The organism is Bradyrhizobium cosmicum, assembly GCF_007290395.2.
In the GTDB taxonomy this organism is placed as follows: domain Bacteria; phylum Pseudomonadota; class Alphaproteobacteria; order Rhizobiales; family Xanthobacteraceae; genus Bradyrhizobium; species Bradyrhizobium cosmicum.
Genome location: NZ_CP041656.2, coordinates 236116 through 260089 on the forward strand (window position 1 = coordinate 236116; position 23974 = coordinate 260089).

Sequence of the window (23974 nt, forward strand, 5' to 3'; positions counted from 1 at the left end):
GGGAATTATGAGACCGGATAGCAATGGGATGCCTGGGCCGCCAAGCTCCCGTCATGGCCGGGCCTGCCCCGGCCATCCACGCCCCTTCCGCCGACTCCAGGAACGTGGGTGCCCGGGACAAGGCCGGGCACGACGAGCTTGGCGATATAGGCGCGCCTCAGTGCGCCGGCAGCTTCTCGAACGTCGCCATGCCCGCCGGGATCGCATGAAACTCCTGTTTGTCGCAGGTGTAGATCGCCATCTGCGGATGGAACTGTTCCGGCTCGTCCAGCGTGCCGACCTTCAGGATTGCGGCCGGCAACCCCGGAACCTTGGTCACCAGATGCGTGCCGCATTCGGGACAGAACTCGCGTGTCACGGCGCGCTCGAGGTCCTTGCGCGTGAACTGCTTGGGTTGTCCGATGATGTAGCTGAAGCCGGCGACCGGCATCGCGATGAAGGTGTTGGGCGCGCCGCCCGAGATGTACTGGCACTCGCGGCAATGACACTGGGCCTGCATCATGGGATCGCCCTCGGCCACGTAGCGCACTTCGCCGCAATAGCATCCGCCTTCCAAACGCATGACGACCTCCCGATTTGTTTTCGTTGTGGTCGATATTTCTGCGCCGGCAATCTGGAATGGCAATCTTTTTCTTCGGCACGGGGACGAAAAGAAAGGGGCTCCAACTTGCGCTGGAGCCCCTCAACAGTCTGGGCATTGCCGGGTATGTGCCCAAACCGTAGTTGTGGACGCGATCCCCGAGGAGATCGCGTCCGGGAGGAGAGTTACATGTTGTAGGCGCGCTCGGTGTGCTCGGTGATGTCGAGGCCTTCACGCTCGGTCTCGACATTGGCACGGAGGCCAACGATCACGTCGACGACCTTGTAGAGGATCGCCGAACCGACGCCCGACCACACCAGCGTGGTGCAGACGCCCCAGAGCTGGGAGATCATCTGCGCCGCGAAGTCGTAATCGGCAACCTTCGGCGGGATCGCGGTGTAGTCGATGATGCCCGCACCACCGAGCGCCGGGTTGACGAGGATGCCGGTGCCGAGGGCGCCGACGATGCCGCCGACGCAGTGCACGCCGAACACATCGAGGCTGTCATCGTAGCCGAGCGCGTTCTTCACGACGGTGCAGAAGAACAGGCAGACCACGCCGACCACGAGGCCGAGGACGATCGCACCCATCACGCCGGCGAAGCCGGCCGCGGGAGTCACCGCCACGAGGCCTGCGACAGCGCCGGAGATGACGCCGAGCACCGACGGATGACCCTTCACGATCCACTCCGCGAACATCCACGACAGCGCGGCGGCTGCGGTGGCGACGAAGGAGTTGGTCATGGCGAGGGCCGCGCCGCCGTTGGCTTCGAGGTTGGAGCCGGCGTTGAAGCCGAACCAGCCGACCCAGAGCAGCGAGGCGCCGATCATCGACATGGTCAGCGAGTGCGGAGCCATCAGCTCCTTGCCATAGCCGACGCGCTTGCCGATCAGCAGAGCGCCGACGAGACCTGCGATGCCGGCGTTGATGTGCACCACGGTGCCGCCTGCAAAGTCGATCGCGCCCTTCTTGAAGATCCAGCCGGCGTCGGCGTTGATCTCGTCGAGCTTGGCCTGCGCCGCGGTCTTCGCCGCCGCGTCAGTGGCAGCAGCCAGGGCCTTGGCAGCGTCCTGGATCATGTCCGGGCCGGGCCAGTACCAGACCATGTGCGCGATCGGGAAGTAGATCAGCGTGACCCAGAGCGGAACGAACAAGGCGAGCGCCGCGAACTTCATGCGTTCGGCGAAGGCGCCGACGATGAGGGCGGGCGTGATCGCCGCGAAGGTCATCTGGAAGCACATGTAGATGAGCTCCGAGATGTTGGCGTCGACCGAGAAGGTTGCGGCCTTCGAGTCGGTGGTGACGCCCATCATGAAGGCCTTGGAGAAGCCGCCGATGAAGTCGGAACCGCCGGTGAAGGCGAGGCTGTAGCCGTACACGGCCCAGATCACGGTGACGACGCAGACGGTGTAGAACACCTGCATCAGGACGGAGAGCATGTTCTTGGAGCGGACGAGGCCGCCGTAGAACAGCGCGAGACCCGGGATCGTCATCAACAGCACGAGCACTGTCGATGTCAGCATCCAGGCGTTGTCTCCCTTGTTGACCGTTGGCTCGGCATAGGCCGCGGTCGCAGCGAACATGCCGACTGCGAGAGCCGCCAATCCCGCGCCATAGGGACGCTTGAACGTCATTTTATTTACTCCTGATTGGTAAAGGTTGAGCGCGAAATCAGAGGGCCGCGGCATCGGCCTCGCCGGTGCGGATGCGAACCGCATGGTCGAGGTTGATGACGAAGATCTTGCCGTCGCCGATCTGCCCGGTTTTCGCGGCGGACGTGATGGCGTCGATGGTCTTGTCCACCTGGTCGGAGGCGACCGCGACCTCGATCTTGATTTTGGGCAGGAAGCTCACGGCGTATTCAGCACCGCGATAGATTTCCGTATGGCCTTTCTGGCGGCCATATCCCTTGACTTCCGTCACCGTGAGACCGTGAACGCCGATGGCGGTCAGGGCGTCCCGGACTTCTTCCAGCTTGAATGGCTTGATAATCGCCATAACAATTTTCATGGGTCCTATCCCCGCTTGGGCCCGGTCCGGACGTGGCCGGGCGTTTCTCGACTGGTTCGCCACGAGGGAGAAGTTCACTACGCGGGCACAGCCAGGACCCTTAGAATCAAATGCCGTGCCAGATCGGCCGTGTTGCCTAACGGACTATGAAAACGGGTGTTTTCGCGTTTGACGGGTATCGTGGTGCACTGCGCTATTACGTCGCGCTCATTGCGTGACCATGGCTGCTCAAAAAACGTGCATGACAGGCTGCCGACACAATGGTGCTCACGCGTCGGGCAGCGGAAAGGTATCTAATTACGTACTAGGCCTAATGGGAGGGCCTTGCCGCGCCGCGAAATATCGAGCCCGCCGGCTCCTGCTTACGGGTTACGCGCGGTAAGCCTGCCCGCTTGAGCAGGACAAAGGCCGCCAGACGGTATCCGGCTGAGGGCCGTTGGAGCTGTCAGGCGGCGTCGCGCTCCGCATAGACCCGGTCGATCAGTCCCCATTCGACCCCTTGCTGGGCGGTCATGAAGTGGTCGCGGTCCAGGGTCCGTTCCACCTCGTCCTCGCGGCGTCCGCAATGTCGCGCGTAGAGCCGGATGATGCGCCGCTTGGTTTCCTGCATTTCGTTGGCATGGATCAGGATGTCGGACGCCTGCCCCTGAAAGCCGCCAAGGGGCTGATGCACGTGAAGGCTGGCATTGGGCAGCGCGGCGCGGTGCCCGGGCTCGCCGGCCATCAGCAGGAACGAGCCCATGGAGCGCGCCGTGCCCATGCACAGCGTGTGGACCGGCGCCTTGATGAACTGCATGGTGTCGTACATCGCGAGGCCAGAGGTGACCACGCCGCCGTAGGAGTTGATGTAGAGGTTGATCGGCCGGTTCGGATTCTCCGCCTCCAGGAACAGCAACTGGGCGCAGACTAGGCCCGACATCGCATCGTTGACCTCGCCATTGAGGAAGATGATGCGTTCGCGCAAGAGCCGCGAATAGATGTCGAAGGATCGTTCGCCGCGGGCGGATTGCTCGACGACCATAGGGACGAGCTGAAGCATGTCGCGCATCGGCGACCTCCATGTCTGCAGATGATGGATAGTGAAGTGGTTTTGTCGTCAGGCCGCCGCGCGCATCAAGCAGCGATTGCTGTTGGCGGCCTGCGGCAGCTTCGTTTGACCGTCCGAGGTTTGCTGGATGATGCGAAAGCGGGTGCCGCCGGCTTCGTTCGGTTCGATCCGGAAGATGACGTGACTCTCGCGAAACGGCGGTTCGGACTCGCGAAGCCGGTACCGCACCTCTTCGCCCGCGATCGATGATTCCGGCTCGGCGTCCGCAAGATCGCAATCCGGCAGCCAGCGTTCGCGCAGGGCCGGGATGGTCACGGCGCGCCAGACCTTTGCCGGCGGCGCATCGAATTCAAATTCGAGCACCAGGGCCGCGTCGGGGGAATCGGGCTTCAATTCGTCGCTCATTGATCCAGATCCTTATTGATCCATGTCCTTCAAGAGATCGGCGAGTGCTTCCATGCGCTTCGGCCAATAGGCGCGGTAGCGCGCAAGCCATGCCCCGATGGCGACGATTCCGTCCGGGTCGACTTCATAATTCACGAAGCGGCCCTGCCGCTGCTCGCGCACCAGGCCTGCCGCCCGCAGTACCGAAAGATGCTGCGACATCGCCGGCTGGCTGATCTCCAACCCCTCGCGCAAAGCGCTGGCATTCTGGCTGCCGCCGGCCAGCTTCTCAAAGACCTTGCGGCGGGTCGGGTCGGCCAGCGCCTTGAAGATGTCGGCTTCGATCATGGCAACACATAAGCACACACTTATGTGTTGTTCAAGCCCCGATTACTGAAGCGCCTCGCCGTGCTGCGAGATATCGAGCCCCTCGAGTTCATGCTCGCGGGAGACGCGCAACGGCACGAACAGCGCGACCAGCTTGAGCAGAATGAAACTCACCCCGGCCGACCAGACGAAGGTGACGGCGACGCCGTAGAGCTGGATCAGGAGCTGCTGCGGATGGCCCTCGAGCAGGCCGGCGGTGCCGCCGATCGCGGAGGTCGCGAACACGCCGGCCAGCAGCGTGCCGGTCAGGCCGCCGATGCCGTGAACGCCGAACACGTCGAGTGAATCGTCGTAGTCGAAGCGGTGCTTCAGCCAGGTGCAGGCCCAGTAGCAAACCGCCCCGGCGATGATGCCGATGACGATGCCGTGCCACGGCGCGACGAAGCCCGAGGCGGGTGTGATGGTGCCGAGGCCGGCCACCGCGCCGGAGATCATGCCGAGTACCGACGGCTTGCGCCGGGTCGACCATTCGATCGCGCCCCAGGTCAGCGCGCCGGAGCAGGCCGCAAGATGTGTTGCGATGATCGCCAGCACGGCGCGCGAATTGGCGGCGCCGGCCGAGCCGCCGTTGAAGCCGAACCAGCCGACCCACAACAGGCCGGTGCCCATCACGGCAAGCGAGAGGTCGAACGGCGAAAGATTCTCGGTACCGTAACCGTGACGGCGCCCCATCACCTTGGCGGCGACGAGGCCGCCGGTGCCCGCCGACAGATGCACGACGAGGCCGCCGGCAAAATCCAGCACGCCCATGCTGGCCAGGAAGCCGCCGCCCCACACCCAGTGCGCCAGCGGAATATAGACGAAGATGAACCAGGCGACCGAGAACAGAAGATAGGCGGAGAACCGCATCCGGTCGGCGACCGAACCTGCCACCAGCGCTACCGTGATGATCGCGAACGTCATCTGGTACAGCATGAACAGCGCTTCCGGGATGGTCTTCGCCGCCGGGTTGACACTGTCCATCGTCATGCCCGCGAGAAACCAGCGGTCGAGCGTGCCAATCCAGGGGCCGTCGCCGACGAAGCACAGCGAATAGCCGAACGCGACCCAGAGAATCGAGATCATCGTCACGGCGGCAAGGCTCTGCGCCATGGTCGCAAGCACGTTCTTCTTGCGCACCATGCCGGAATAGAACAGCGCGAGCCCCGGGATCGTCATCATCAGCACCAGCGCGGTGGCGACGATCATCCAGGCGGTGTCGGCGGTGTTGATCTCGGAGCTTGCGGCATGTGCCGGCGCTGCAACGGCCGACACACATCCGATTCCCGCAGCCATACAGGCTGCGCGGCGCAACAATCCCGCCATGTCGTTTCCCCCAGCAGTGATGACGTCGCACGCTGTGGCGTCGTTGCCCGGTGCGATCGTCGAAGACTTATTAGAGCGTTAGAGCGCGTCGCTGTCGGTCTCGCCGGTGCGGATGCGCAGCGCGTGGTCGATTGGCGTGACGAAGATCTTGCCGTCGCCGATCTGCCCGGTGCGCGCGGAGGCGGTAATCACGCCGACGGCCTTTTCGGCGATGTCGGAGGCAACCGCGATCTCGATCCGCAGCTTTGGCAGGAAGTTCACGACATATTCGGCGCCGCGATAAATCTCGGTGTGGCCCTTCTGGCGGCCATAGCCCTTCACCTCGGTCACGGTCATGCCGTGGACGCCGATCGCTGTCAGGGCCTGGCGGACTTCATCCAGCTTGAAGGGTTTGATGATCGCGACGACGAGTTTCATGGTCAGGCCTGTTCCCCGGGGATACGCCGCGCCGTATGTCCCCGGCGCAGCGTCAATCTGGCATCTTTCCGGGCACATGGCATAAAAAACTTGCAGGTTGAAGCGGAAAAACGTCTGCGCGTGTGAACGGCCGCCTCTGTACAGGGCATCTGTTCATCCTTCACAATGCATTTTTGGCATGGATGCGGTGAACCCAAGCGTCCCGGCTGGTACAAAAGTATGTTCGAGGGGGACGCTTCATGGCGAGTTGGTTCTACGCATCCGAGGGCAAGCAGCAGGGGCCCTATCCGGAAGGGCAATTCCGCGACCTGATTTCGCAAGGGATCGTGCGTCCGGATACGCTGGTGTGGTCCGAGGGCATGGCCGGCTGGCAGAAGGCCGCCGAAATCCCCGGCCTGATCGGCGGCGGCGCGCCCCCGATGGTCCCGGCTGGCGGTCCGCCGATGATGGGCGGCGGTGGTTATGCGGGCGGCGGCGGTGGATCGCTGTCGGCTGATTTCAGCGCCTTCGGTCTTCTCGGCCGCAGCATCGTGTTCATCATCGGCATGCTGCTGGTGATCCCCGCACCATGGGTCACCGTCTGGTTCTACAAATACATAACGTCGCACATCCAGGTACCGGGCCGCCCGAATTTTGGTTTTGCCGGCGAGCCGATGGATATCTGGTGGGCGCTGATGGGCAACGCGCTGCTGACTTATGCCGGTGCGACCGGCATTTCGTACGCGCCCCTTCTCGCGACGATCGCCAATGCCTTCTTCGCTTGGGTGATCATGCGCTGGATCGTAGCCAATCTCACCTCGAACGGCGAGCGGCTGCCGATCTCGTTCCAGGGCAGCGCGATCGGCTATGTCGGCTGGTATCTCTTGATGCTCATCTCGACCATCACCATCATCGGCTGGGCCTGGGTGCTGGCGTACTGGATGCGCTGGATCTGCCGCAATACCGAGGGTACTCGGCGCGAGATCGTGTTCACTGGCAGCGGCTGGCAGGTGCTGTGGCGCACAGTGGTGTTCTCGCTGGCCTGCAGCTTGATCATCCCGATTCCATGGATGCTGCGCTGGTACGGCCGCTGGTACGTGTCGCAATTCGCGCTTGCACCGCGCGGATCGCTCTGACGATCAGCTCCTCCGCTCGCGCACGGACCCTTCCTGCGCGACGGACGCCACCAGCGTGCCGTCGGGCTTGAAGATAGAACCGCGGGTCAGGCCGCGGCCGCTCTGCGCGCTCGGCGAATCCTGCGCGTAGAGCAACCATTCGTCGGCGCGGAACGGGCGGTGAAACCACATCGCGTGGTCGAGGCTCGCCGGCATCATGCGCTTGTCGAACAGGGTGCGGCCGTAGCGCGCCATGATCGCATCCAGCAGCGAAAAGTCCGAGGCATAGGCCAGCGCGCACATGTGCAGCGCCGGATCGTCGGGCAGCTTCGCCGCGGTCCTGATCCAGACGTGAATGCGGCCGTCCTCGATCTTCTCGCCGAAATAACGGCTGAGCTCGACCGGGCGCAACTCGATCGGGCGATCCGACTCGTAGTAGCGGCGGATGAACTCCGGCATCTCCTTGAACATCGGCTGCTTTGCCACCTCTTCCGCCGTGAGCTTTTCCGGCGGCGGCACCTCGGGCATCTTGTCCTGATGATCGAATGCGCTCTCCTCATCGGTATGAAACGACACCATGATCGAGAAAATCGCGTTGCCGTGCTGGATCGCGGTGACCCGGCGGGTCGAATAGCTCTTGCCGTCGCGCAGGCGCTCGACCTGGTAGATGATCGGGATCTGGGGATCGCCGGGCAGGATGAAATAGCAATGCAGCGAATGCGGCAGCCGGCCCTCGACGGTTCGGCAGGCCGCCACCATCGCCTGCCCGATCACCTGGCCGCCGAACACCCGCTGCCAGCTCGTCTTTGGGCTGTTGCCGCGGAACAGATTCACCTCGAGTTGTTCGAGGTCGAGGATCGAGATCAGGTCGATCAGGCTCTTGGACATGACACCGCTCCGGAATGTCTCTGGTCGTCATTCCGGGATGCGCCGGAACGGCGCAGGCCCGGAATCCATAACCCCGGCCTGTGGTTATGGATTCCGGGCTCGCGACCTGGTCGCGCCCCGGAATGACATGGTGGGCGAGTTCCGCCCTTGTTTCACTGCACTGTTTCGCCCACCTCAAGTCTGCTAGCAAGACCAAGAGTGAGCTAGGGATTGGGTATGTCGGTACAGGGTAGCATTGTCATTGGCGGCGGCGCGTTTGCGGGCCTGGCACTGGCGCTGGCGTTGCGTCAGGGGCTCGGCCCCGAGATTCCCGTCATCGTCGCCGATCCCGCGTTCGCCACGAGGCCGAGCCGCGATCCGCGCGCCACTGCGATCGTGGCCGCCTGCCGCCGCCTGTTCGAGGCGATCGGCGTCTGGGACGACGTCAGGGACGAGGCGCAGCCGATCCTCGACATGGTCGTCACCGATTCCAAGCTCGAAGACGCCACCCGTCCGGTGTTCCTGAACTTCGCCGGCGATGTCGCGCCGGGCGAGTCCTTTGCGCATATGGTCGAGAACCGCCGTCTGATCGATGCGCTGGTGGCGCGCGCCGAGGCGGAAGGCATCGATCTTCGCGCCACCATTGTGTCGTCTTACGATTCGCGCAGCGAGGGCATCGACGTGACGCTCGGCGACGGCAGCGTCATCGCGGCGAGCCTGCTGGTCGCCGCCGACGGCGCGCGGTCGAAGCTGCGCGAGCGCGCCGGCATCGCCACCCATGGCTGGGAGTATGATCAGTCCGGTATCGTCGTCACCGTCAGCCACGAGCGCGATCATGAAGGCCGCGCTGAAGAACATTTTCTGCCCGCGGGCCCGTTCGCGATCCTGCCGCTCACGGGCAAACGCTCCTCGCTGGTGTGGACCGAGCGCCGGGCTGAGGCCGCGCGCATCATTGCGCTCAGCGACGAGGAGTTTCACGGCGAGCTGGAGCAGCGCTTCGGTCTGCATCTCGGCGAGGTGAAGGCGCTCGACAAGCCGCGCGCGTTTCCGCTGTCCTATTTCGTCGCGCGCTCCTTCATTGCCGAGCGCCTCGCGCTAGTCGGCGATGCCGCGCATGTCATCCATCCGATCGCGGGCCAGGGTCTCAACATGGGGCTGAAGGACGTCGCCGCGCTGGCCGAAGTCGTCGTCGATGCCGCGCGGCTCGGCATGGATCTCGGCGCAGCCGACGTGCTGGAGCGCTACCAGCGCTGGCGCCGTTTCGACACGATGGCGATGGGCGTTGCCACCAACTCGCTGAACTTCCTGTTCTCCAACCAGTCGACGCTGCTGCGCACCGTCCGCGACATCGGCCTCGGCCTCGTCGACCGCGCCCCGCCGCTGAAGAATCTCTTCATCCGCCAGGCCGCCGGACTGACCGGCGAGGTGCCGCGGTTGTTGAAGGGCGAGGCGTTGTAGCGGGAGCTTTTGTCAAACTCTCCACTGTCATCCCGGACAAGCGAAGCGCAGATCCGGGATCCATACGCCGCAGCAAGAGTTTTGCGAGGATTCGGAGTGATCAGCTCCCTCCATAACCACTCTCTGCGGTTATGGATGCCCGCGTTCGCGGGATGACGCCGAGAGTGGTGCCCGGCCTTTGCGTAAAACGACCCCCCTCAATCGATCTTGCGCGCCTCTTCCGGCAGCATGATCGGGATGCCGTCGCGGATCGGATAGGCGAGCTTGGCGCTGCGCGAGATCAGCTCCTGCCGCGCGGAATCGAATTCCAGCGGACCCTTGGTCAAGGGGCAGACGAGAATCTCCAGCAGTTTGGGATCGACGCTGTTCTCGGGGCGTTCGGTGGTCGTGTTCATTTTTGTCTCCGGCAATCGCCTGCCTCTAGCATAGAAAATCGCGTCAAAATAGGATTCTAGCCCGACACCATCTGCAGGATCTCGTCGAGCAGGCGCTGCAGCCGTGCGGCCGGCACCGGCGTGCCCGACAGGGCAAAGCCGAGGAAGGTCCAGTACAGAATCTGCGCCCGCGCCTGCGCCATCGCCGGCGCAAGTCCGCGCATCGTGAGCAGCGTCTCGATATAGTCGATCCTGCGGCGGTCGATGGCGCGGACCGCGACCTGCGCTGCCGAATCGAACGCCGCCCAGTTGCGCACCGCGCGCTCGAGATCGAGCCGCGCGCCAAAGCTTCGCCGCAGCAGCGCCGCGAGCGGTTCGCCGCCGCCGGCCTCGACATCTGCGATGATCTGCTCGGCCGCGATCTCGCGCCAGCGCTTCAGGATGGCGGCGTGGAACGCGCCAAGATCGGCGAAATGCCAATAGAAGCTGCCGCGCGAAACCCCCATGGCCTTTGCGAGCGGATCGGCCTTCAGCGCCGTGAAGCCGCTGTTGGCGAGCGTCTTCAGGCCTTGCTTGATCCAGTCGTCGGCGGAGAGCTGCTCGGTCACGGCGGGTTCCGGAAATCTACCATACACTAGTGTATTGACAGGCGGCGGGCCAGCGCTTAATACGCCATACACAACTGTATGGAGGCGTCGATGCGCGATCTCTTGCTCCAATGTGCCGGCGTTGCTGCCATTGCCGTGGCCCTGATCCATGGCGTCCTCGGCGAGACCAGGGTCTTTCCCCGCGCCCGCATCGAACCGGAACGGCTTCGTATCCTGGTCCGCCTGGTCTGGCAGGCCTCGACCGTCGCCTGGATCGGCGGTGGCGTGCTCCTGATCGCGGCGCCCTGGATGGACTCGGCACCTGCGCGCCACTGGATCGTCATCACCATGGCCAGTGTGTTCGGCTTGTCCGCCTGCGCCAACGCGTGGGCGACACGCGGCCGGCACTTCGGCTGGATGGCGCTCAGCGCCGTCGTCGCGATGGCGGTTGCCGGCTATTAGCACGCCGTGGCAAACCGTGAGGCGTAAGGCCGCAGCCGGCCTACAAATGCGCACTGTATTCGGACAGCGCTGATCTTTTTCGGACCGTTAGAATAACTCTAAAGCTTCGCCCGCGCGTAGCGGATTGACTTCACTCTCTCGATCCCATCCTTCACTCTCCGTCGCGCGAGATGTCGCGCGAAGGACAGAAGGGGAGATGCTCGTGAAGGTGATGCGTGTTGTTGCCGTTGCACTGACGATCGGGATTGGCATGGGATCGGCGGCGATGGCCGACGGCTTCAAGGACTGCACCAAGCTCGACAAGGCGTCGTGGAAGCCGGCGAGCGAAGCCGAAGCCAAGGCCAAGGCTCTCGGCTACGAGGTGCGGCGCTCCAAGATCGAGGGCTCATGCTATGAGGTCTACGGCGTCAAGGAAGGCAAGCTCTACGAGCTGTTCTACAGCCCCGAAGATCTCAGCCTGAAGCACACGATCGCCAAGTAACGATCGTAACGATCGTCAAGGAACGATTGCCAGGCAGGCAGGAATTGAGGGTGGTCCTCGCTTGATCGACGAAGCGGCGCCAGACGCACGCGGGGTGTCCGACGGGACCCCCGCGGATCGAACCGTTTCGCGGACAGTCACGGTCTGGGACCTCCCTCTGCGCCTCTGGCACTGGACTCTCGCCGCCAGCGTTCTGGCCGCGTGGTTCACCCCGACGGTCTATGACAGCGTTCATCGCATCGTCGGCTACACCGTGCTCGCGCTTCTGGCCTTCCGTCTGGTCTGGGGCGTCCGGGGAAGCCGCTATTCGCGCTTCCGCATGGTCGGCGTCAGGCTTCGTGCCGCGCCGAGTTATCTCTGGAATCTGCGCCGCGGCATGACCGGCCGCTATATCGGGCTCAATCCCGCCGGCACCTTGATGCTGGTGGCGCTGCTGCTGTCGCTCGCGGTGTCGGCGATATCAGGTGCGTTGTCGGTGACCGTCACCTTCTTCGGCGTGTGGTGGATCGAGGACACCCACGTGTATGCATCGGACGCCGTGATGGTGCTGGTCGTACTGCACGTCGTGGGCGTCGTGCTGATGGGGCTGCTCCAGCGCGAGAACCTGATCCGGTCGATGTTCACCGGCCGCAAGCGCATCCGCGGCCATTTGTAGTCTTTGAGGCGATACTCCTGCCGTCATGGCCGGGCTTGTCCCGGCCATCCACGATCTTGAGTACGGTCATGAGAACGTGGATGCCCGGGACAAGCCCGGGCATGACGACGTTTGTGAAATGACGAAGGGCAGGCACCCTCACTGCAACGGCGGATCGCCGCTGGTGCGCTTCTTGGCGAGGTCCATCTCGGTCACCGCGATCAGGATCTCGGCGCGGGTCTTCAAATCCATCGCCTCCAGCATGGCCTGCTTTTCCGCGGGACCATACGGCGACATCATCGCCAGCGCGTTGACGAGCGCCTCGTTGGGCGCGCTCTCGACGCCCTCCCAGTCGACCTTGAGATTGTTGGCTTTCAGGAAATCCGCCAGCACCGTCAGCAACGCCTCGCGATCAACCTCGTCCTCGCCCTTGCGCGCGGTGAAGTCGTCGATGAAGGCAAAGAAATCCACCTTGCACTGCCGGTAGGCGGTCAGCACCTCGAGTTCCTCGACCACCCTGAAGCGCGAGACGCCGGTCAGCTCGAGGATGTAGCGGCCATCGCCGGATTCGGCGAGCTGGGTGATGCGACCGACGCAGCCGACGCGGAACAGTGCCGGCTTGTCGGAGTCCTTCGGCGAATGCGTCGTGTCGGGCTGGATCATGCCGATCAGCCGATGGCCGTCGCGGAAGCAATCGTCGACCATTGAAAGGTAGCGCGGCTCGAAGATGTTGAGCGGCATCTGGCCGCGCGGCAGCAGCAGCGCGCCGGGCAGCGGAAACACCGGAATGATCTCCGGAAGGTCGGCGGGCCCGCGATATTCGATGTTGATCGGCATCTGGTGCGCGGTCCCCGGTTGACGTGATCAGCCCCTGCTATAGCGAGATACGGGAAACTCCGCAGCGGTTTCCCGAAAGATCGGCTCCAGCAGACGCCTTATGAAAACAGGATAATCGACAAGCGCTTGCGTCCCTCGACCGTCGCCTCATCCGCGCCGCCCCAGGCCTCGAAGAACTGCACGAGCTGCTTGCGGGCACCGTCGTCGTTCCATTTGCGGTCGCGCTTGATGATCGCGAGCAGCTGCTCGGTGGCCGCCGCGCGGTTGCCTTGCGCGTTGAGTGCGGTCGCAAGGTCGAAGCGGGCCTGATGATCGAGCGGGTTTGCGGCGACTTTCTGTTCCAGCTCTGCCACCGGCCCAAGCTGCTCCGCCTGCTCGGCAAGATCGATCGCGGTCTGCACGGCTTTCACGGCGGGATCGTTGCGCTTGGATTCCGGCACCATCGCCAGCGTCTGCTTGGCCTGCTCGATCGCGCCGGAAACGGTGTAGCATTTCGCAAGGCCCGCAAGCGCCGCGATGTTGGTCGCGTCGTGCTGCAGCGCTTCGGCGTAGATCTGCGCAGCCGCCGCGGCATCGCCCTCGGCAAGCACGGCGTCGGCCTCCTGCACGATCTCGGCGATGTTGACCTCGCCCGGCGCGGTGACGCCCTTGGTCAGCTTGTCGATGAAGGCGTTGAGCTGGCTCTCCGGCACCGCCCCCATGAAACCGTCGGCCGGCTGGCCGTTGACGAAGGCGATCACGGCCGGGATCGACTGGATGCCCATCTGGCCCGGGATGGCCGGGTGCTGGTCGATGTTCATCTTGACCAGCTTGACCTTGCCCTTGGCCGCCTTGACGACCTTTTCGAGGATCGGGGTGAGCTGCTTGCAGGGACCGCACCACTCCGCCCAGAAGTCGATCAGCACCGGCTGGCGCTTCGATTCCTCGATGACGTCCTTCACGAAGGTCTGGGTGGTGGTGTCCTTGATCAGATCGGCCGCAGCCGGGCCCGGCGCTCCGTTACCCTGGTCGATGATCGTCACGGCATCCCCTCGTCTCATGTCTGGAATGGCGGCTCTTTAGCACGTCGCCAATTCATATGCGTTGCTGTCGCCCTAAAATTGGGCCGGGCCGGCCGAATTTCAATCCATGGGCGTTGATTCGGGGGTTCCGCGGCATTTTTGGCCGATTGGGCCGGTTTTGGGGTCCATATAGGCCGGAAGATGCGAATCTATGCCGCCGGTAGCTGTTGCATTCGGCGTCCGCTTTTGGCATACGACAGCCGTTGCCGGCGCAGTCATGCGACCGACACAGGATGCGGGTGTAGCTCAGTGGTAGAGCACGACCTTGCCAAGGTCGGGGTCGAGGGTTCGAGCCCCTTCGCCCGCTCCAATTTTTCCCAGAGCATCCAGCCAAACCGGGTCAGGTCGTGGTCTTCCACGCCGCTGGCGGCTGAATTGGGTCCGACATGACAATCCTGGTTACAGGCAGTGCGGGACACCTCGGCGAGGCGATTGTCCGGACGCTCTGCGGGCGCGGTTCCCCTGTGCGCGGGATCGATCTGAAGCCATCGCCCTTCACCGATGCTGTCGGCTCGATCGTCGATCCCGATTTCGTGCGGGAGCGGATGGACGGCGTCACTGCCGTGATCCACACCGCGACGCTGCACAAGCCGCATGTCGCGACCCACGGCAAGCAGGATTTCATCGACACCAACGTCACCGGCACGCTCAATCTGCTCGAGGCGGCCGTCGCCGCCGGCGTGCGCAGCTTCGTCTTCACCAGCACCACCAGCGCGTTCGGCTCGCAGCTCAGGCCGGAGGCTGGACAGGCGGCGGTGTGGGTCACCGAGGACCTGCCGCCGGTGCCGAAGAACATCTACGGCACGACCAAGCTGATGGCCGAAAATCTCTGCGAGCTATTCTTCCGCGAGCGTGGGCTGCCGGTCGTGGTCTTGCGGACCTCGCGCTTCTTTCCGGAGGACGATGACGATCCCGCGATGCGGTCGGCCTACCCGCTGGAGAATGCGCAGGCCAACGAGCTGCTCTATCGCCGGCTGGATATAGCGGACGCGGTGGGCGCCCATCTGCTCGCCGCCGAACGCGCGCCGAAGATCGGTTTCGGCCGCTACATCGTCTCCGCGACGAGCCCGTTCGAACAACGTCATCTCGCGGCGCTGGCGCGGGATGCGGCCGGCGTCGTGCGCGAGCTCTATCCGGGTTGCGCGCAGCTCTATGCCGCGCGTGGCTGGCGGCTCTTTCCCGAGATCGACCGCGTCTATGTCAATGGGCGCGCGCGGCGCGAACTCGGCTGGCGGCCCGAATTCGACTTCGCGCATGTGCTGAACTGCCTTCGCGAGGGTCGCGACTTTCGCAGTGCACTGGCGCGCGAGGTCGGATCGAAAGGCTATCATGACGCCGTGTTTGACGACGGGCCCTACCCCATCGTCCCGTAAGCGCCGCAATTGCGGTTTTGCTCGACACGTCAAATGTCTAGCCGGGTTCACCGGGCGCAACGCCACTTGACCCGTTCTACTGTGCATGGGGTTGTTTTCGCGTTTCTTGCGCGACGCCTGCCTCTGCTGCCTGCAAATCAACTGCGCAGGATCCTGATTCCGCGTTGCAGCGAGATCGTTGTCGTCGCCGGTCTCGGGTCGAAAGAAAATCCGTCTCAACTTTTACCGAGTGCGACCGCGGCGAACGCGACGCGCTTCTCACCGCCCGCAGATGTGCTAACCTTTTTGCGTCTGCCTCACGGGCAGACCCCAGACTTCGCCTCTCGACGAACCATAACAAAATAATTTGCAGCCCTGACGGCTGCCTTAGGGGAGTGACGCGATGACATCGATGTTCCATCGATCCGTGTTGGCGCTTGCGGCCGTAGCCCTTCTTGCGGGGACCAGCGTCGGCAATGCGCAGGACAAAAGCAAACCGCTGAAGAAATACGAATCCGGTACCAAGGAGTTCTGGACCCATCCGCCGGATGACTGGTTCCTCGGCGACGAGACCGAGGCGCAGAAGGGCCTCGCGCCGCCGTCGGGTCCGCCGACAGGTGCGTCGGAGGCCGAACTCGCGGCGATGATGAAGAAGATCAAGCTGCCGGCCGGCTTCAAGATCGAAGTCTATGCGCCCGGCGTTCTCGCGGCGCGGCAGATGGCCTGGGGTGACAAGGGCACGCTGTTTGTCGGCTCGTTCGGCCTCGGCAACGTCTATGCCATCAAGGACAACAACGGCAAGAAGGAGGTCAAGACCATCCTGAAGGGGCTGAACATGCCCACCGGTCTCGCCTTCCGGGATGGCGCGCTCTACGTCATCGCGGTCGACAAGCTGATCCGCTACGACAACGCCGAAGCCAACCTGGACAAGCTCGGCGAGGGCAAGGTCGTCTATGACGACATGCCGTCCTACGCCGCGCATGGCTGGAAGTACATCGCGGTCGACAAGGAAGGCTGGTTCTATCTGCCGTTCGGACCGCCCTTCAACGTCGGCATTCCCCCGACCAGCGTGTCGCAGATCCGGCGCGTCGATCCCAAGACCGGCAATGCCGAGGTCTATGCGCTCGGCGTTCGCAACTCGGTCGGCGGCGACGTTGATCCGCGCACCGGCAAGTACTGGTTTACCGAGAACGCGCGCGACTGGGTCAGCGACGATTTGCCCTCAGACAAGCTGAACATGATTTCGAAAATGGGCGAGCATTTCGGCTATCCCTATTGCCACCAGGGCGACCTTCCCGATCCGAAGTTCGCCATGGGCCACAAATGCTCCGAGTTCACGCCGCCCGTGCTGAACCTCGGCGCGCACGTCGCTCCGCTCGGCATGAAGTTCTATACCGGCGACCAGTTCCCCGCCGAGTACAAGAACAACATCCTGATCGCCGAGCACGGCTCCTGGAATCGTCACAAATACCAGGGCGCGCGCATCATGCGCGTGATGGTCGGCCCCGACGGCAAGAACGCCAAGCAGGAGGTGTTCGCCTCCGGCTGGCTCGAGGGCGACCAGGGCTATCTCGGCCGTCCCAACGACATCATCCTCGCCAAGGATGGTTCGATCCTCGTCGCCGACGACTGGGCCGGCGCGATCTATCGCATCAGCTACAGCAAGAAGTAGCGCACGACGATCCGGGGCTGCGGTGGCCGCGAGGCGCCGCAGCCTCTTTCATTTCAAAATCTCCTGCTGTCGTTCCGGGTTGCGCGCGACTTGCGCGCAAGTCCGGAACCCGTAACCTTGATTGGTGGTTATGGATTGCGGGCTCGCGCCAAGTGGCGCGCCCCGGAATGACGAGCTCGACAGATCGGAATTCCCATTATGCGCCGGCAGTTCATCTCGCACGCAATGGTCGCGGCTGCGCTCCTCGCGCTGGGATCCCTCCCCGCCAGCGCGGCCGACATAGCCGCCGGTAAGGCCAAGGCGGAAGTCTGCGCCGGCTGCCATGGTGAGAACGGCATCTCGCAGACCGAGAATATCCCCTCGCTCGCCGGCCAGCCCGATCAATTCCTGCAATGGCAGCTCGTGTTCTTCCGCGCCGGCTCGCGCAAGAACGAGCAGATGCAGCCGATCGCCGAGGAGATCAGCAATGAGGACATCCGCAATCTCGGCGCCTATTTTTCGTCGCTCACGCCGCCGAAAGGTCCGGAGGACAAGGACTCCGATCTGTCGAAGAAGGGCGCGCAGGTCGCGGTCGGCCGCCGCTGCGCCTCATGCCACACCGATAGTTTCGCCGGCACCAAGGCGGTGGCGCGCATCGCCGGCCAGCGCGAGGAATATCTCGTGAAGGCGCTGCACGACTACAAGGCAGGCCAACGTGTCGGCGGCGGCGTCGCCGCGATGGCGGACGTCGCCTACGCGATGAGTGACGAAGAGATCACCGCGGTCGCGCATTATCTGGCGCATTACAAATAGCGCGTGCTCCGAGCACTACTGTCGTCCCGGGGCGCGCGCAGCGCGAACCCGGGACCCATAATCACAGGATCGAGTTTGGCGAAGACTTGGAGTGACCACCTCGCTCCATGACCACTCCCTGTGGTTATGGATCCCGGATCTGCGCTGCGCTTGTCCGGGACGACAGTGGAGTATGGCGCGCGGCTACCCCGCCCGCTGCTTCTCATACGCCTTCAAATGCGTGTACGCGATGCGCAGCTTCGGCACCGGCACCTTGGCCTCGTCAGCGCGCGCGATGAGGTCGCCGATGACGTGGTCGGCCTCGACCGGAAGTCCCGCCTTGATGTCGCGGAACATCGAGGCCGTCATCGGCGAGCCTTCGGTGGTGAGGTTGCCCTTCACGCGCTCGAAGAACGGTCCGCCCGGCGTATAGCCTGATGCGGTGGCAATCGCGCTGGTCTCATCGAGCATGCCGAGCAGGAAGTCCCTGCCGCCGGGAGCGGCGAGGATGTTGCCGACCGAGGTGCGCATCAGGCTGGTGCTCGCGGCGAGTGAGGAGAGGAACACCCACTTCTCCCACATGTCCTGCATGATGTTCTGGCTGGCGGCGGCACCCTTGATGGCGTTCTTGAAGGCCTCATCAATCGCCTTGACCCGGTCCGACAATTGCCCGTCGCGCTCGCCGAAATTGAGCGATTGCATCGGCTGGAGCTGCACCACCTCGCGCTGCTCGTTCAGCGTCGCGGCGATGGCGCAGAGGCCGCCGAGCACGCGCTCCCTGCCGAACCTGGCATCCAACGTGTCGAGATGCTTCATGCCGTTGAGCATGGGGATGATGGCCGTATTCGGCCCGACCGCCGGCGCCAACGACTTGATGGCGTCGTCGAGGTCGAACGCCTTGCAGCTCAGCAGCACGACGTCGAATTTTTCCGCGAGCTTGTCGGCCTGCACCGTCGGAGGATTCTTCAGCGTTACGTCGCCGTTCGGGCTCTTGATGACGAGGCCGGCGCTTGCCAGTTCGCTGGCGCGCCTGGGACGGACCAGGAAGGTGACGTCGCGGCCGGCCTGCAATAGCCTGCCACCAAAATAGCCGCCAATGGCGCCGGCGCCGACCACGAGGATACGCATGGGATTGTCCTTATTGTTGCTGTTGGCGGCCCATCTATAGTCGCCCTAGCGCGCGAAGCGAAGCAATCCGGAATGTTGCCGCGATCACATTCTGTCGCCGGAGAACGAGGGGGCTATGCGCCCAGCACCATCTCCTCGACCTCGCGCAGCTGCTCCTTGCCGAAGAACATCTCGTTGCCGACGAAGAAGGTGGGCGAGCCGAACGCGCCGCGGGCGACCGCCTCCTCGGTGTTCTTGATCAGCTTGCCCTTCACGTCCGGCTCCTGGGCCCTGGCGAACAATTTTTGGGCATCGAGGCCGGAGGAGGCCAGTGCTTTCGCGGCGACTTCAGGGTCGTCCATCTTCTTTGGCTCGCGCCACATGTGGTGGAAGGCGGCCTCGACATATGTCTCGAACACGCCCTCGGCCTGCGCCGCGATTGCGGCGCGCATCAGGTTCAGCGTGTTGACCGGGAAAAAGGGATTCATGACGTAAGGCTTGACCTTGAAGCGCTTGATGAAGCGCTCGGTTTCGACCGTCTGGAATTCGCGCTTGTTCTTGATGCCGGCCAGCGTCTCGGCCGGCGACTTGTTGTTGGTCGACTTGAAGATGCCGCCGAGCAGGATCGGCACGTATTCGAATTTGACGCCGATGCACTGCTCGATCGCCGGAATCGCGAGATGGCTGAGATAGGCGTTCGGGCTGCCGAAATCGAACAGGAATTGGGGGGCTGTGCGGGTCAAAATCGTTCTCCCTGACCTGGCTTTTCAGTCTGGCTTTTCACGCATTGTGGCGCAGGGTACGCCACAGGTCCACCGTTTAATGATGGTCATAATATCTTGATGATCAGATCAGGCGCTGGATCGCCCGCTTGCGCCACACCAGGAGGTAATAGCCCATCTGCAAAACGAACATGGCGCAGAATACGATGGGATAGGCGGCCCATACACCTTCAAGGCCGATGGCGCGGCTCAGGATCACCGCGGATGGCAGCTCGATCACGACAATCGCGAAGATCGCCAGCAGCATCGGCGTCAGCGCCACGCCCGCAGCCCGCATGGCGCCGGAAAATACCGTCGCCATGCCGAACGGCACCGAGCTCCACAGGGCGATGAAGAGCAACTCCTTCGCCAGATCGAGCACGGCGCCGTCGGTGATGAAGAGGCCGAGGACCGCGCGCGGTGCCAGGTAGATCAGCGCCACCAGCCCGCCGGTCAACACGAGGTTGAATGCGAGGCCGGTGCGGACGATGCCGTCGAGCCGTGTCCTGTCCCCGCCGCCGACCGCCTGCGCACCGAGGATCGAGACCGCGATCGAAATCGACATCGCCGTGAACTGCGTGTAGCCCATCACTTGATTGACGGCGCCGTAAGCCGCGGTGGCGTCGGAGCCGTAGCCGTTGACGAGGCCGAGCAGCACGAGTTCTGCGATCGCCATCACCACCATGCCGACCGCACTCGGCAAGCCGATGCCGAGGATCTGTCCGAGCAGCGCGCGGTTGAGCCGGACATGGCGCAGCAGCGCGATGTCCGGTGCGAGCGCGTGCTTCTTTCGCAGCAAGTATACTGCGAGAATGATCAGCGTCACGGCGTTGGAGATCGCCGCCGCCCAGGCCGGGCTGGTGATGCCGACTTCGCTGCGGATCAGTATCGGTGTCAGGATCAGTCCGATCACCGTCGACAAAGCCAGCGCCAGCAGCGGAGTCACGGCGTCGCCGACGCCGCGGATCATCGCCGTCATCAGCAGGAACACAAAGCCGAGTGGCATCGTGAGCAGCATGATGCGCGCGTAACGGCTTGCCTGGTCGAGAATGTCCGCGGGCGTTGCGAGCAGCATCATCAGTTGCCGGCTGAACAGGCCGCCGATCAACCCGACAGAGATCGAGAGCAGCATGCCGACGGCGAGCGTCGTACCGACGACGCTTTTAATCTTGCCGTGCTTGCCCGCCCCAAAGGCCTGGCCGATCAGCACGGTGGCGCCGGTGCTCAAGCCCATGACGAAGGCGAACAGGAAGAAGAACACCGGAAAGAATACCGAGACCGCTGCCAGCGCATTCACGCCAATCATCTGGCCGAGATAGACGTTGCTGACGGTGCCGAACAGCGATTGCAGCGCGTTGCTCAACATGAGCGGTGCGAGGAAGCGCAAGAATGTTTGCCAGAGCGGCCCTGGAGCGGACATGGATGTGCCTTTCATGAGGACGTGCGAAGCCGTTGCCGCGCGACGCACGCGCGGCTTGGCCGTCGATAGGGTTGTTGGAGAGCGCCGCGCTCTTAAGCGCGGTCGCTGTAGGCGAGCTTGACGATGTGGTCGCGGATGTCGGCCGGCCACTCGGCGATCAGCGCGGTGAAGCGGCGCCGGTCATCCGCAAACAGGGCGCGCGAGGCTTCCTCGAACTGCGGCAAATTACCCGCCATGGTCGACATGAAGTGATAGGCCGCATCGCGTGCCTGCCGCTCGCGGTCCTTGTCGCCGCTGGCGCGCCTGGCTTCCTCGACGAGCTTTCGCAGCGCGACCGAGGCGCCGCCCGGTTGCGCATTGAGCCACTCCCAGTGCCGCGGCAGCAGCGTCACTTCGCGCGCGACCACGCCGAGTTTCGGCCGGCCGCGTCCGCGCGGTTCGTTCGGAGGCGCGGTCTCCTCGACCGGAGGCGGGACAAGCTTCGCCAACCGCGTCAGCACCTCGCGATCCCCGCCGCGCAGATCGAAGTCGATCGAACGGCCCGTGGCGTCCTCGAAAATGATGATGGGCTCGTCCGGCCGCGGCGCCATCCGCTTGACGACCAGCGCGACCTCACCTGCAGCCCCGGACGCGAGGCGGCGGTAGCCCTGGAAGGCGGTGAAAGACCTTTGCATTGGAATGATTGCCATATTGACGACGTTGGACGCTTTAATATCCGGGTAAATTGCTGCCGTCAATATACCCGGGCGAAATTATCCGGGCGGATGGCTCGACATTGCGGTCCCGGGCTGGCACGAACGCGCGGCTGATCGACCACGCTAGCCTGGGGACCCTACCGATGCTGACCGTCCACCATCTCAACAATTCCCGCTCGCAGCGTGTGCTGTGGCTGCTCGAAGAGTTGGGCGTGCCTTACGAGATCGTCCGCTATCAGCGCCAGCCGGACATGCGTGCGCCGACGGAACTGCGCGCGATCCATCCGCTCGGCAAGTCCCCCGTCATCACCGACAACGGCAACACCATCGCCGAGTCAGGTGCCATCATCGAATATCTCATCGCAACCTACGGCAACGGCCGGCTGATCCCGCCGCCGAACACGCCGGAGCGGCTGCGCTTCACCTACTGGCTGCATTATGCGGAAGGCTCCGCGATGCAGCCGCTGCTGTTGAAGCTGCTGTTCACACTGATGCCGAAGCGTGCGCCGGCGCTGCTGCGCCCGCTGGTGCGCAAGGTCTCGAACCAGGCGCTTACCGCGCTGGTCAATCCGCAGCTCAAGCAGCACATGGATTATTGGGAAGGCGAGCTTGCAAAGAGCGAGTGGTTCGCCGGCAACGAGTTCACCGCCGCCGATATCCAGATGAGCTTTCCGCTCGAGGCCGCGCAAGCGCGTGGCGGACTGGAGCTCGGTCATCCCAAGGCGATGGCGTTTTTAGAACGCATCCACGCGCGGCCGGCCTATGCGCGCGCGTTGGAGAAGGGCGGGCCGTATCAGGTGGGGCGGTAAGTTTCCTCACCGCCCCCGGGATAGGACTAGTCTGCGTGCAAGACGCGGCCGCGCGTTTCCGGTAGCGCGAAGGCTGCGATGAAGAACAGCGCGTAAGCCGCCACCGCGAACATCGCGATTGCATTCGCAAGCGACGTCGATGCCGACAGTGCGCCGACGAGGAACGGAAACAGCGCGCCGATGCCTCGGCCGAAATTGTAGCAGAAGCCCTGGCCGGAGCCGCGCAGCCGCGTCGGATAGAGCTCGGTCAGGAATGCGCCGATGCCTGAGAAGTAACCCGAGGCAAAGAAACCCAGCGGGAAGCCGAGCACCCACAGGATCTCGTTGGTCAGCGGCAGCTGCGTGTAGAGCAGCACCACGGCCATCGCGCCGATCGAGAAGATCAGGAACAGATTGCGCCGTCCGATCCGGTCGGCGAGCCAGGCGCCGGTGAGATAGCCGATGAAGGAGCCGATGATCAGCGTCGAGAGATAGCCAGTCGAGCCGACGATCGACAGATGACGCTCCTTGGTCAAAAATTGCGGCACCCAGAACGTGATGGCGTAATAGCCGCCCTGGCAGCCTGTCGCCATCAGCGACGCCAGGATCGTGGTCTTCAGGATCGGGCCCGAAAAGATCTCCCAGAGCGCCGGGCGATCGCCGCTCGCGGCCTGCTTGGCGCGCGCCTCGGCCGCGACCTCGGGTTCGGTGACGGAGCGGCGGATATAGAACACCAGCAGAGCCGGCAGCGCACCGATCACGAACATCCAGCGCCACGCTGTCTCCGGCGGCAAGGCCGAGAACAGGATCGCCTGCGATAGCACAGCGAGGCCCCAGCCGACGGCCCAGCCCGACTGCACCGAGCCGACGGCGCGTCCGCGATATTGCGGCCGGATCGCCTCGCCCATCAGCACCGCGCCCGCGGCCCATTCGCCGCCGAAGCCGAGACCGAGCACGGCGCGTGCGATCAGAAGCTGGTCGAAATTCTGCACGACGGCGCAGACCAGCGAGAAGAACGAGAACCAGATGATGGTGATCTGGAGCGTCCTGACACGGCCGATATGGTCGGAGAGATAGCCGCCGAGCCAGCCGCCAATCGCGGAGGCCAGCAGCGTCACCGTGCCGGCGAGACCGGCGGAGGCCGCATCGACCTTCCACAGCGTGATGATGGTGCCGATCACCAGCGGATAGATCATGAAGTCCATGCCGTCGAGCGCCCACCCGGCCGCGCAGGCCCAGAACGTCCGGCGCTCCGGCGGATTCATGTCGCGATAGAAGGCGAGAAGGCTGGTGTCTTCGATCTCGGCGCGTTCGATGCGCCCGGTCGGATCGGTCATGTGCGTTTCCCCGGCAGTACTTTAAGCCCGCGCGGTCGTAGCACGCGCGGCAGCCGGAGCAAGGCGGCGCGCGCGCTCTAGCTAT

The 23974-nt window shown here is 63.9% G+C and carries 27 protein-coding genes and 1 tRNA gene; 10 read left to right on the plus strand and 18 right to left on the minus strand.

Annotated features, from left to right (window positions below):
- Positions 1–157: 157 nt before the first annotated feature.
- The 8 genes from FNV92_RS01090 to FNV92_RS01125 all read right to left on the minus strand — a co-directional run bounded on the left by FNV92_RS01090 (position 158) and on the right by FNV92_RS01125 (position 6131).
- The gene (locus tag FNV92_RS01090) at positions 158–562 is read right to left on the minus strand and encodes a GFA family protein (protein ID WP_014438861.1); all 405 of its coding nucleotides are present in this window, start codon (positions 560–562) and stop codon (positions 158–160) included.
- 203 nt (positions 563–765) lie between these two features.
- Positions 766–2214, minus strand: a complete 1449-nt coding sequence (locus tag FNV92_RS01095) for an ammonium transporter (RefSeq protein ID WP_143842572.1) — start codon at positions 2212–2214, stop codon at positions 766–768.
- A gap of 37 nt (positions 2215–2251) precedes the next feature.
- On the minus strand, positions 2252–2590 hold the full coding sequence (locus FNV92_RS01100; RefSeq protein WP_008142813.1) for a P-II family nitrogen regulator: 339 nt from the start codon (positions 2588–2590) through the stop codon (positions 2252–2254).
- 445 nt (positions 2591–3035) lie between these two features.
- Positions 3036–3638 (minus strand): ATP-dependent Clp protease proteolytic subunit, encoded by a 603-nt coding sequence (locus tag FNV92_RS01105; protein ID WP_014438864.1) that lies wholly within the window; start codon positions 3636–3638, stop codon positions 3036–3038.
- Between the two features lie 48 nt (positions 3639–3686).
- Positions 3687–4043, minus strand: coding sequence for an SRPBCC family protein (locus FNV92_RS01110; RefSeq protein WP_143842571.1), 357 nt, complete (start codon positions 4041–4043; stop codon positions 3687–3689).
- Between the two features lie 12 nt (positions 4044–4055).
- On the minus strand, positions 4056–4370 hold the full coding sequence (locus FNV92_RS01115; protein ID WP_143842570.1) for an ArsR/SmtB family transcription factor: 315 nt from the start codon (positions 4368–4370) through the stop codon (positions 4056–4058).
- A 42-nt stretch (positions 4371–4412) separates the two neighbouring features.
- Positions 4413–5714, minus strand: coding sequence for an ammonium transporter (locus tag FNV92_RS01120; protein ID WP_143842569.1), 1302 nt, complete (start codon positions 5712–5714; stop codon positions 4413–4415).
- Between the two features lie 78 nt (positions 5715–5792).
- Positions 5793–6131, minus strand: coding sequence for a P-II family nitrogen regulator (locus tag FNV92_RS01125; protein ID WP_014438868.1), 339 nt, complete (start codon positions 6129–6131; stop codon positions 5793–5795).
- A gap of 239 nt (positions 6132–6370) precedes the next feature.
- Between FNV92_RS01125 and FNV92_RS01130 the strand changes: the two genes are divergently transcribed.
- Positions 6371–7246, plus strand: a complete 876-nt coding sequence (locus FNV92_RS01130) for a DUF4339 domain-containing protein (protein WP_143842568.1) — start codon at positions 6371–6373, stop codon at positions 7244–7246.
- Positions 7247–7249: 3 nt separating this feature from the next.
- On the opposite strand, the gene tesB is transcribed toward FNV92_RS01130, so the two are convergent.
- The gene (gene tesB / locus FNV92_RS01135; RefSeq protein WP_143842567.1) at positions 7250–8113 is read right to left on the minus strand and encodes an acyl-CoA thioesterase II; all 864 of its coding nucleotides are present in this window, start codon (positions 8111–8113) and stop codon (positions 7250–7252) included.
- A 216-nt stretch (positions 8114–8329) separates the two neighbouring features.
- Between tesB and FNV92_RS01140 the strand changes: the two genes are divergently transcribed.
- Positions 8330–9550 carry a ubiquinone biosynthesis hydroxylase gene (locus FNV92_RS01140; RefSeq protein WP_143842566.1) on the plus strand — a complete coding sequence of 407 codons (1221 nt, stop codon included), beginning with the start codon at positions 8330–8332 and terminating at the stop codon, positions 9548–9550.
- 197 nt (positions 9551–9747) lie between these two features.
- On the opposite strand, the gene FNV92_RS01145 is transcribed toward FNV92_RS01140, so the two are convergent.
- Both FNV92_RS01145 and FNV92_RS01150 read right to left on the minus strand, forming a co-directional pair.
- Positions 9748–9945 carry a Trm112 family protein gene (locus FNV92_RS01145; protein WP_014438872.1) on the minus strand — a complete coding sequence of 66 codons (198 nt, stop codon included), beginning with the start codon at positions 9943–9945 and terminating at the stop codon, positions 9748–9750.
- Positions 9946–10001: 56 nt separating this feature from the next.
- The gene (locus FNV92_RS01150; protein ID WP_143842565.1) at positions 10002–10532 is read right to left on the minus strand and encodes a TetR/AcrR family transcriptional regulator; all 531 of its coding nucleotides are present in this window, start codon (positions 10530–10532) and stop codon (positions 10002–10004) included.
- A gap of 90 nt (positions 10533–10622) precedes the next feature.
- Here FNV92_RS01150 and FNV92_RS01155 point away from each other — a divergent pair, with 90 nt between their 5' ends.
- The 3 genes from FNV92_RS01155 to FNV92_RS01165 all read left to right on the plus strand — a co-directional run bounded on the left by FNV92_RS01155 (position 10623) and on the right by FNV92_RS01165 (position 12109).
- The gene (locus FNV92_RS01155; protein ID WP_143842564.1) at positions 10623–10973 is read left to right on the plus strand and encodes a hypothetical protein; all 351 of its coding nucleotides are present in this window, start codon (positions 10623–10625) and stop codon (positions 10971–10973) included.
- 202 nt (positions 10974–11175) lie between these two features.
- Positions 11176–11454 carry a PepSY domain-containing protein gene (locus tag FNV92_RS01160; RefSeq protein ID WP_041748648.1) on the plus strand — a complete coding sequence of 93 codons (279 nt, stop codon included), beginning with the start codon at positions 11176–11178 and terminating at the stop codon, positions 11452–11454.
- A gap of 61 nt (positions 11455–11515) precedes the next feature.
- Complete coding sequence (locus FNV92_RS01165; RefSeq protein WP_143842563.1) at positions 11516–12109, plus strand: cytochrome b/b6 domain-containing protein; 594 nt, start codon at positions 11516–11518, stop codon at positions 12107–12109.
- A 138-nt stretch (positions 12110–12247) separates the two neighbouring features.
- Here the strand turns inward: FNV92_RS01165 and FNV92_RS01170 are convergent, their stop codons facing one another.
- Together FNV92_RS01170 and trxA are read right to left on the minus strand one after the other, a co-directional pair.
- A complete protein-coding gene (locus FNV92_RS01170; RefSeq protein ID WP_014438877.1) occupies positions 12248–12925 on the minus strand; it encodes an LON peptidase substrate-binding domain-containing protein in 678 nt (225 codons plus the stop codon).
- Between the two features lie 98 nt (positions 12926–13023).
- A complete protein-coding gene (gene trxA, locus FNV92_RS01175) occupies positions 13024–13947 on the minus strand; it encodes a thioredoxin (protein ID WP_014438878.1) in 924 nt (307 codons plus the stop codon).
- A gap of 274 nt (positions 13948–14221) precedes the next feature.
- Between trxA and FNV92_RS01180 the strand changes: the two genes are divergently transcribed.
- The 4 genes from FNV92_RS01180 (at position 14222) to FNV92_RS01195 (ending at position 17802) form a co-directional block, all read left to right on the plus strand.
- Positions 14222–14296, plus strand: a tRNA-Gly gene (locus tag FNV92_RS01180).
- A 76-nt stretch (positions 14297–14372) separates the two neighbouring features.
- A complete protein-coding gene (locus tag FNV92_RS01185; RefSeq protein WP_143842561.1) occupies positions 14373–15359 on the plus strand; it encodes an NAD-dependent epimerase/dehydratase family protein in 987 nt (328 codons plus the stop codon).
- Positions 15360–15741: 382 nt separating this feature from the next.
- Positions 15742–17010, plus strand: coding sequence for a PQQ-dependent sugar dehydrogenase (locus FNV92_RS01190; RefSeq protein ID WP_143842560.1), 1269 nt, complete (start codon positions 15742–15744; stop codon positions 17008–17010).
- A 198-nt stretch (positions 17011–17208) separates the two neighbouring features.
- The gene (locus FNV92_RS01195; protein ID WP_143842559.1) at positions 17209–17802 is read left to right on the plus strand and encodes a c-type cytochrome; all 594 of its coding nucleotides are present in this window, start codon (positions 17209–17211) and stop codon (positions 17800–17802) included.
- 183 nt (positions 17803–17985) lie between these two features.
- Here FNV92_RS01195 and panE read toward each other — a convergent pair whose 3' ends face one another.
- The 4 genes from panE to FNV92_RS01215 all read right to left on the minus strand — a co-directional run bounded on the left by panE (position 17986) and on the right by FNV92_RS01215 (position 21758).
- A complete protein-coding gene (gene panE, locus FNV92_RS01200) occupies positions 17986–18909 on the minus strand; it encodes a 2-dehydropantoate 2-reductase (protein ID WP_143842558.1) in 924 nt (307 codons plus the stop codon).
- 113 nt (positions 18910–19022) lie between these two features.
- Positions 19023–19631 (minus strand): 2-hydroxychromene-2-carboxylate isomerase, encoded by a 609-nt coding sequence (locus FNV92_RS01205; RefSeq protein WP_143842557.1) that lies wholly within the window; start codon positions 19629–19631, stop codon positions 19023–19025.
- Positions 19632–19734: 103 nt separating this feature from the next.
- A complete protein-coding gene (locus tag FNV92_RS01210; protein ID WP_210248045.1) occupies positions 19735–21069 on the minus strand; it encodes an MATE family efflux transporter in 1335 nt (444 codons plus the stop codon).
- Between the two features lie 92 nt (positions 21070–21161).
- Complete coding sequence (locus tag FNV92_RS01215) at positions 21162–21758, minus strand: DUF2239 family protein (RefSeq protein WP_143842555.1); 597 nt, start codon at positions 21756–21758, stop codon at positions 21162–21164.
- A 149-nt stretch (positions 21759–21907) separates the two neighbouring features.
- Here FNV92_RS01215 and FNV92_RS01220 point away from each other — a divergent pair, with 149 nt between their 5' ends.
- Positions 21908–22573, plus strand: a complete 666-nt coding sequence (locus FNV92_RS01220) for a glutathione S-transferase family protein (protein WP_143842554.1) — start codon at positions 21908–21910, stop codon at positions 22571–22573.
- Between the two features lie 26 nt (positions 22574–22599).
- Here the strand turns inward: FNV92_RS01220 and FNV92_RS01225 are convergent, their stop codons facing one another.
- Positions 22600–23889, minus strand: a complete 1290-nt coding sequence (locus FNV92_RS01225; RefSeq protein ID WP_143842553.1) for an MFS transporter — start codon at positions 23887–23889, stop codon at positions 22600–22602.
- Positions 23890–23974: the final 85 nt, after the last annotated feature.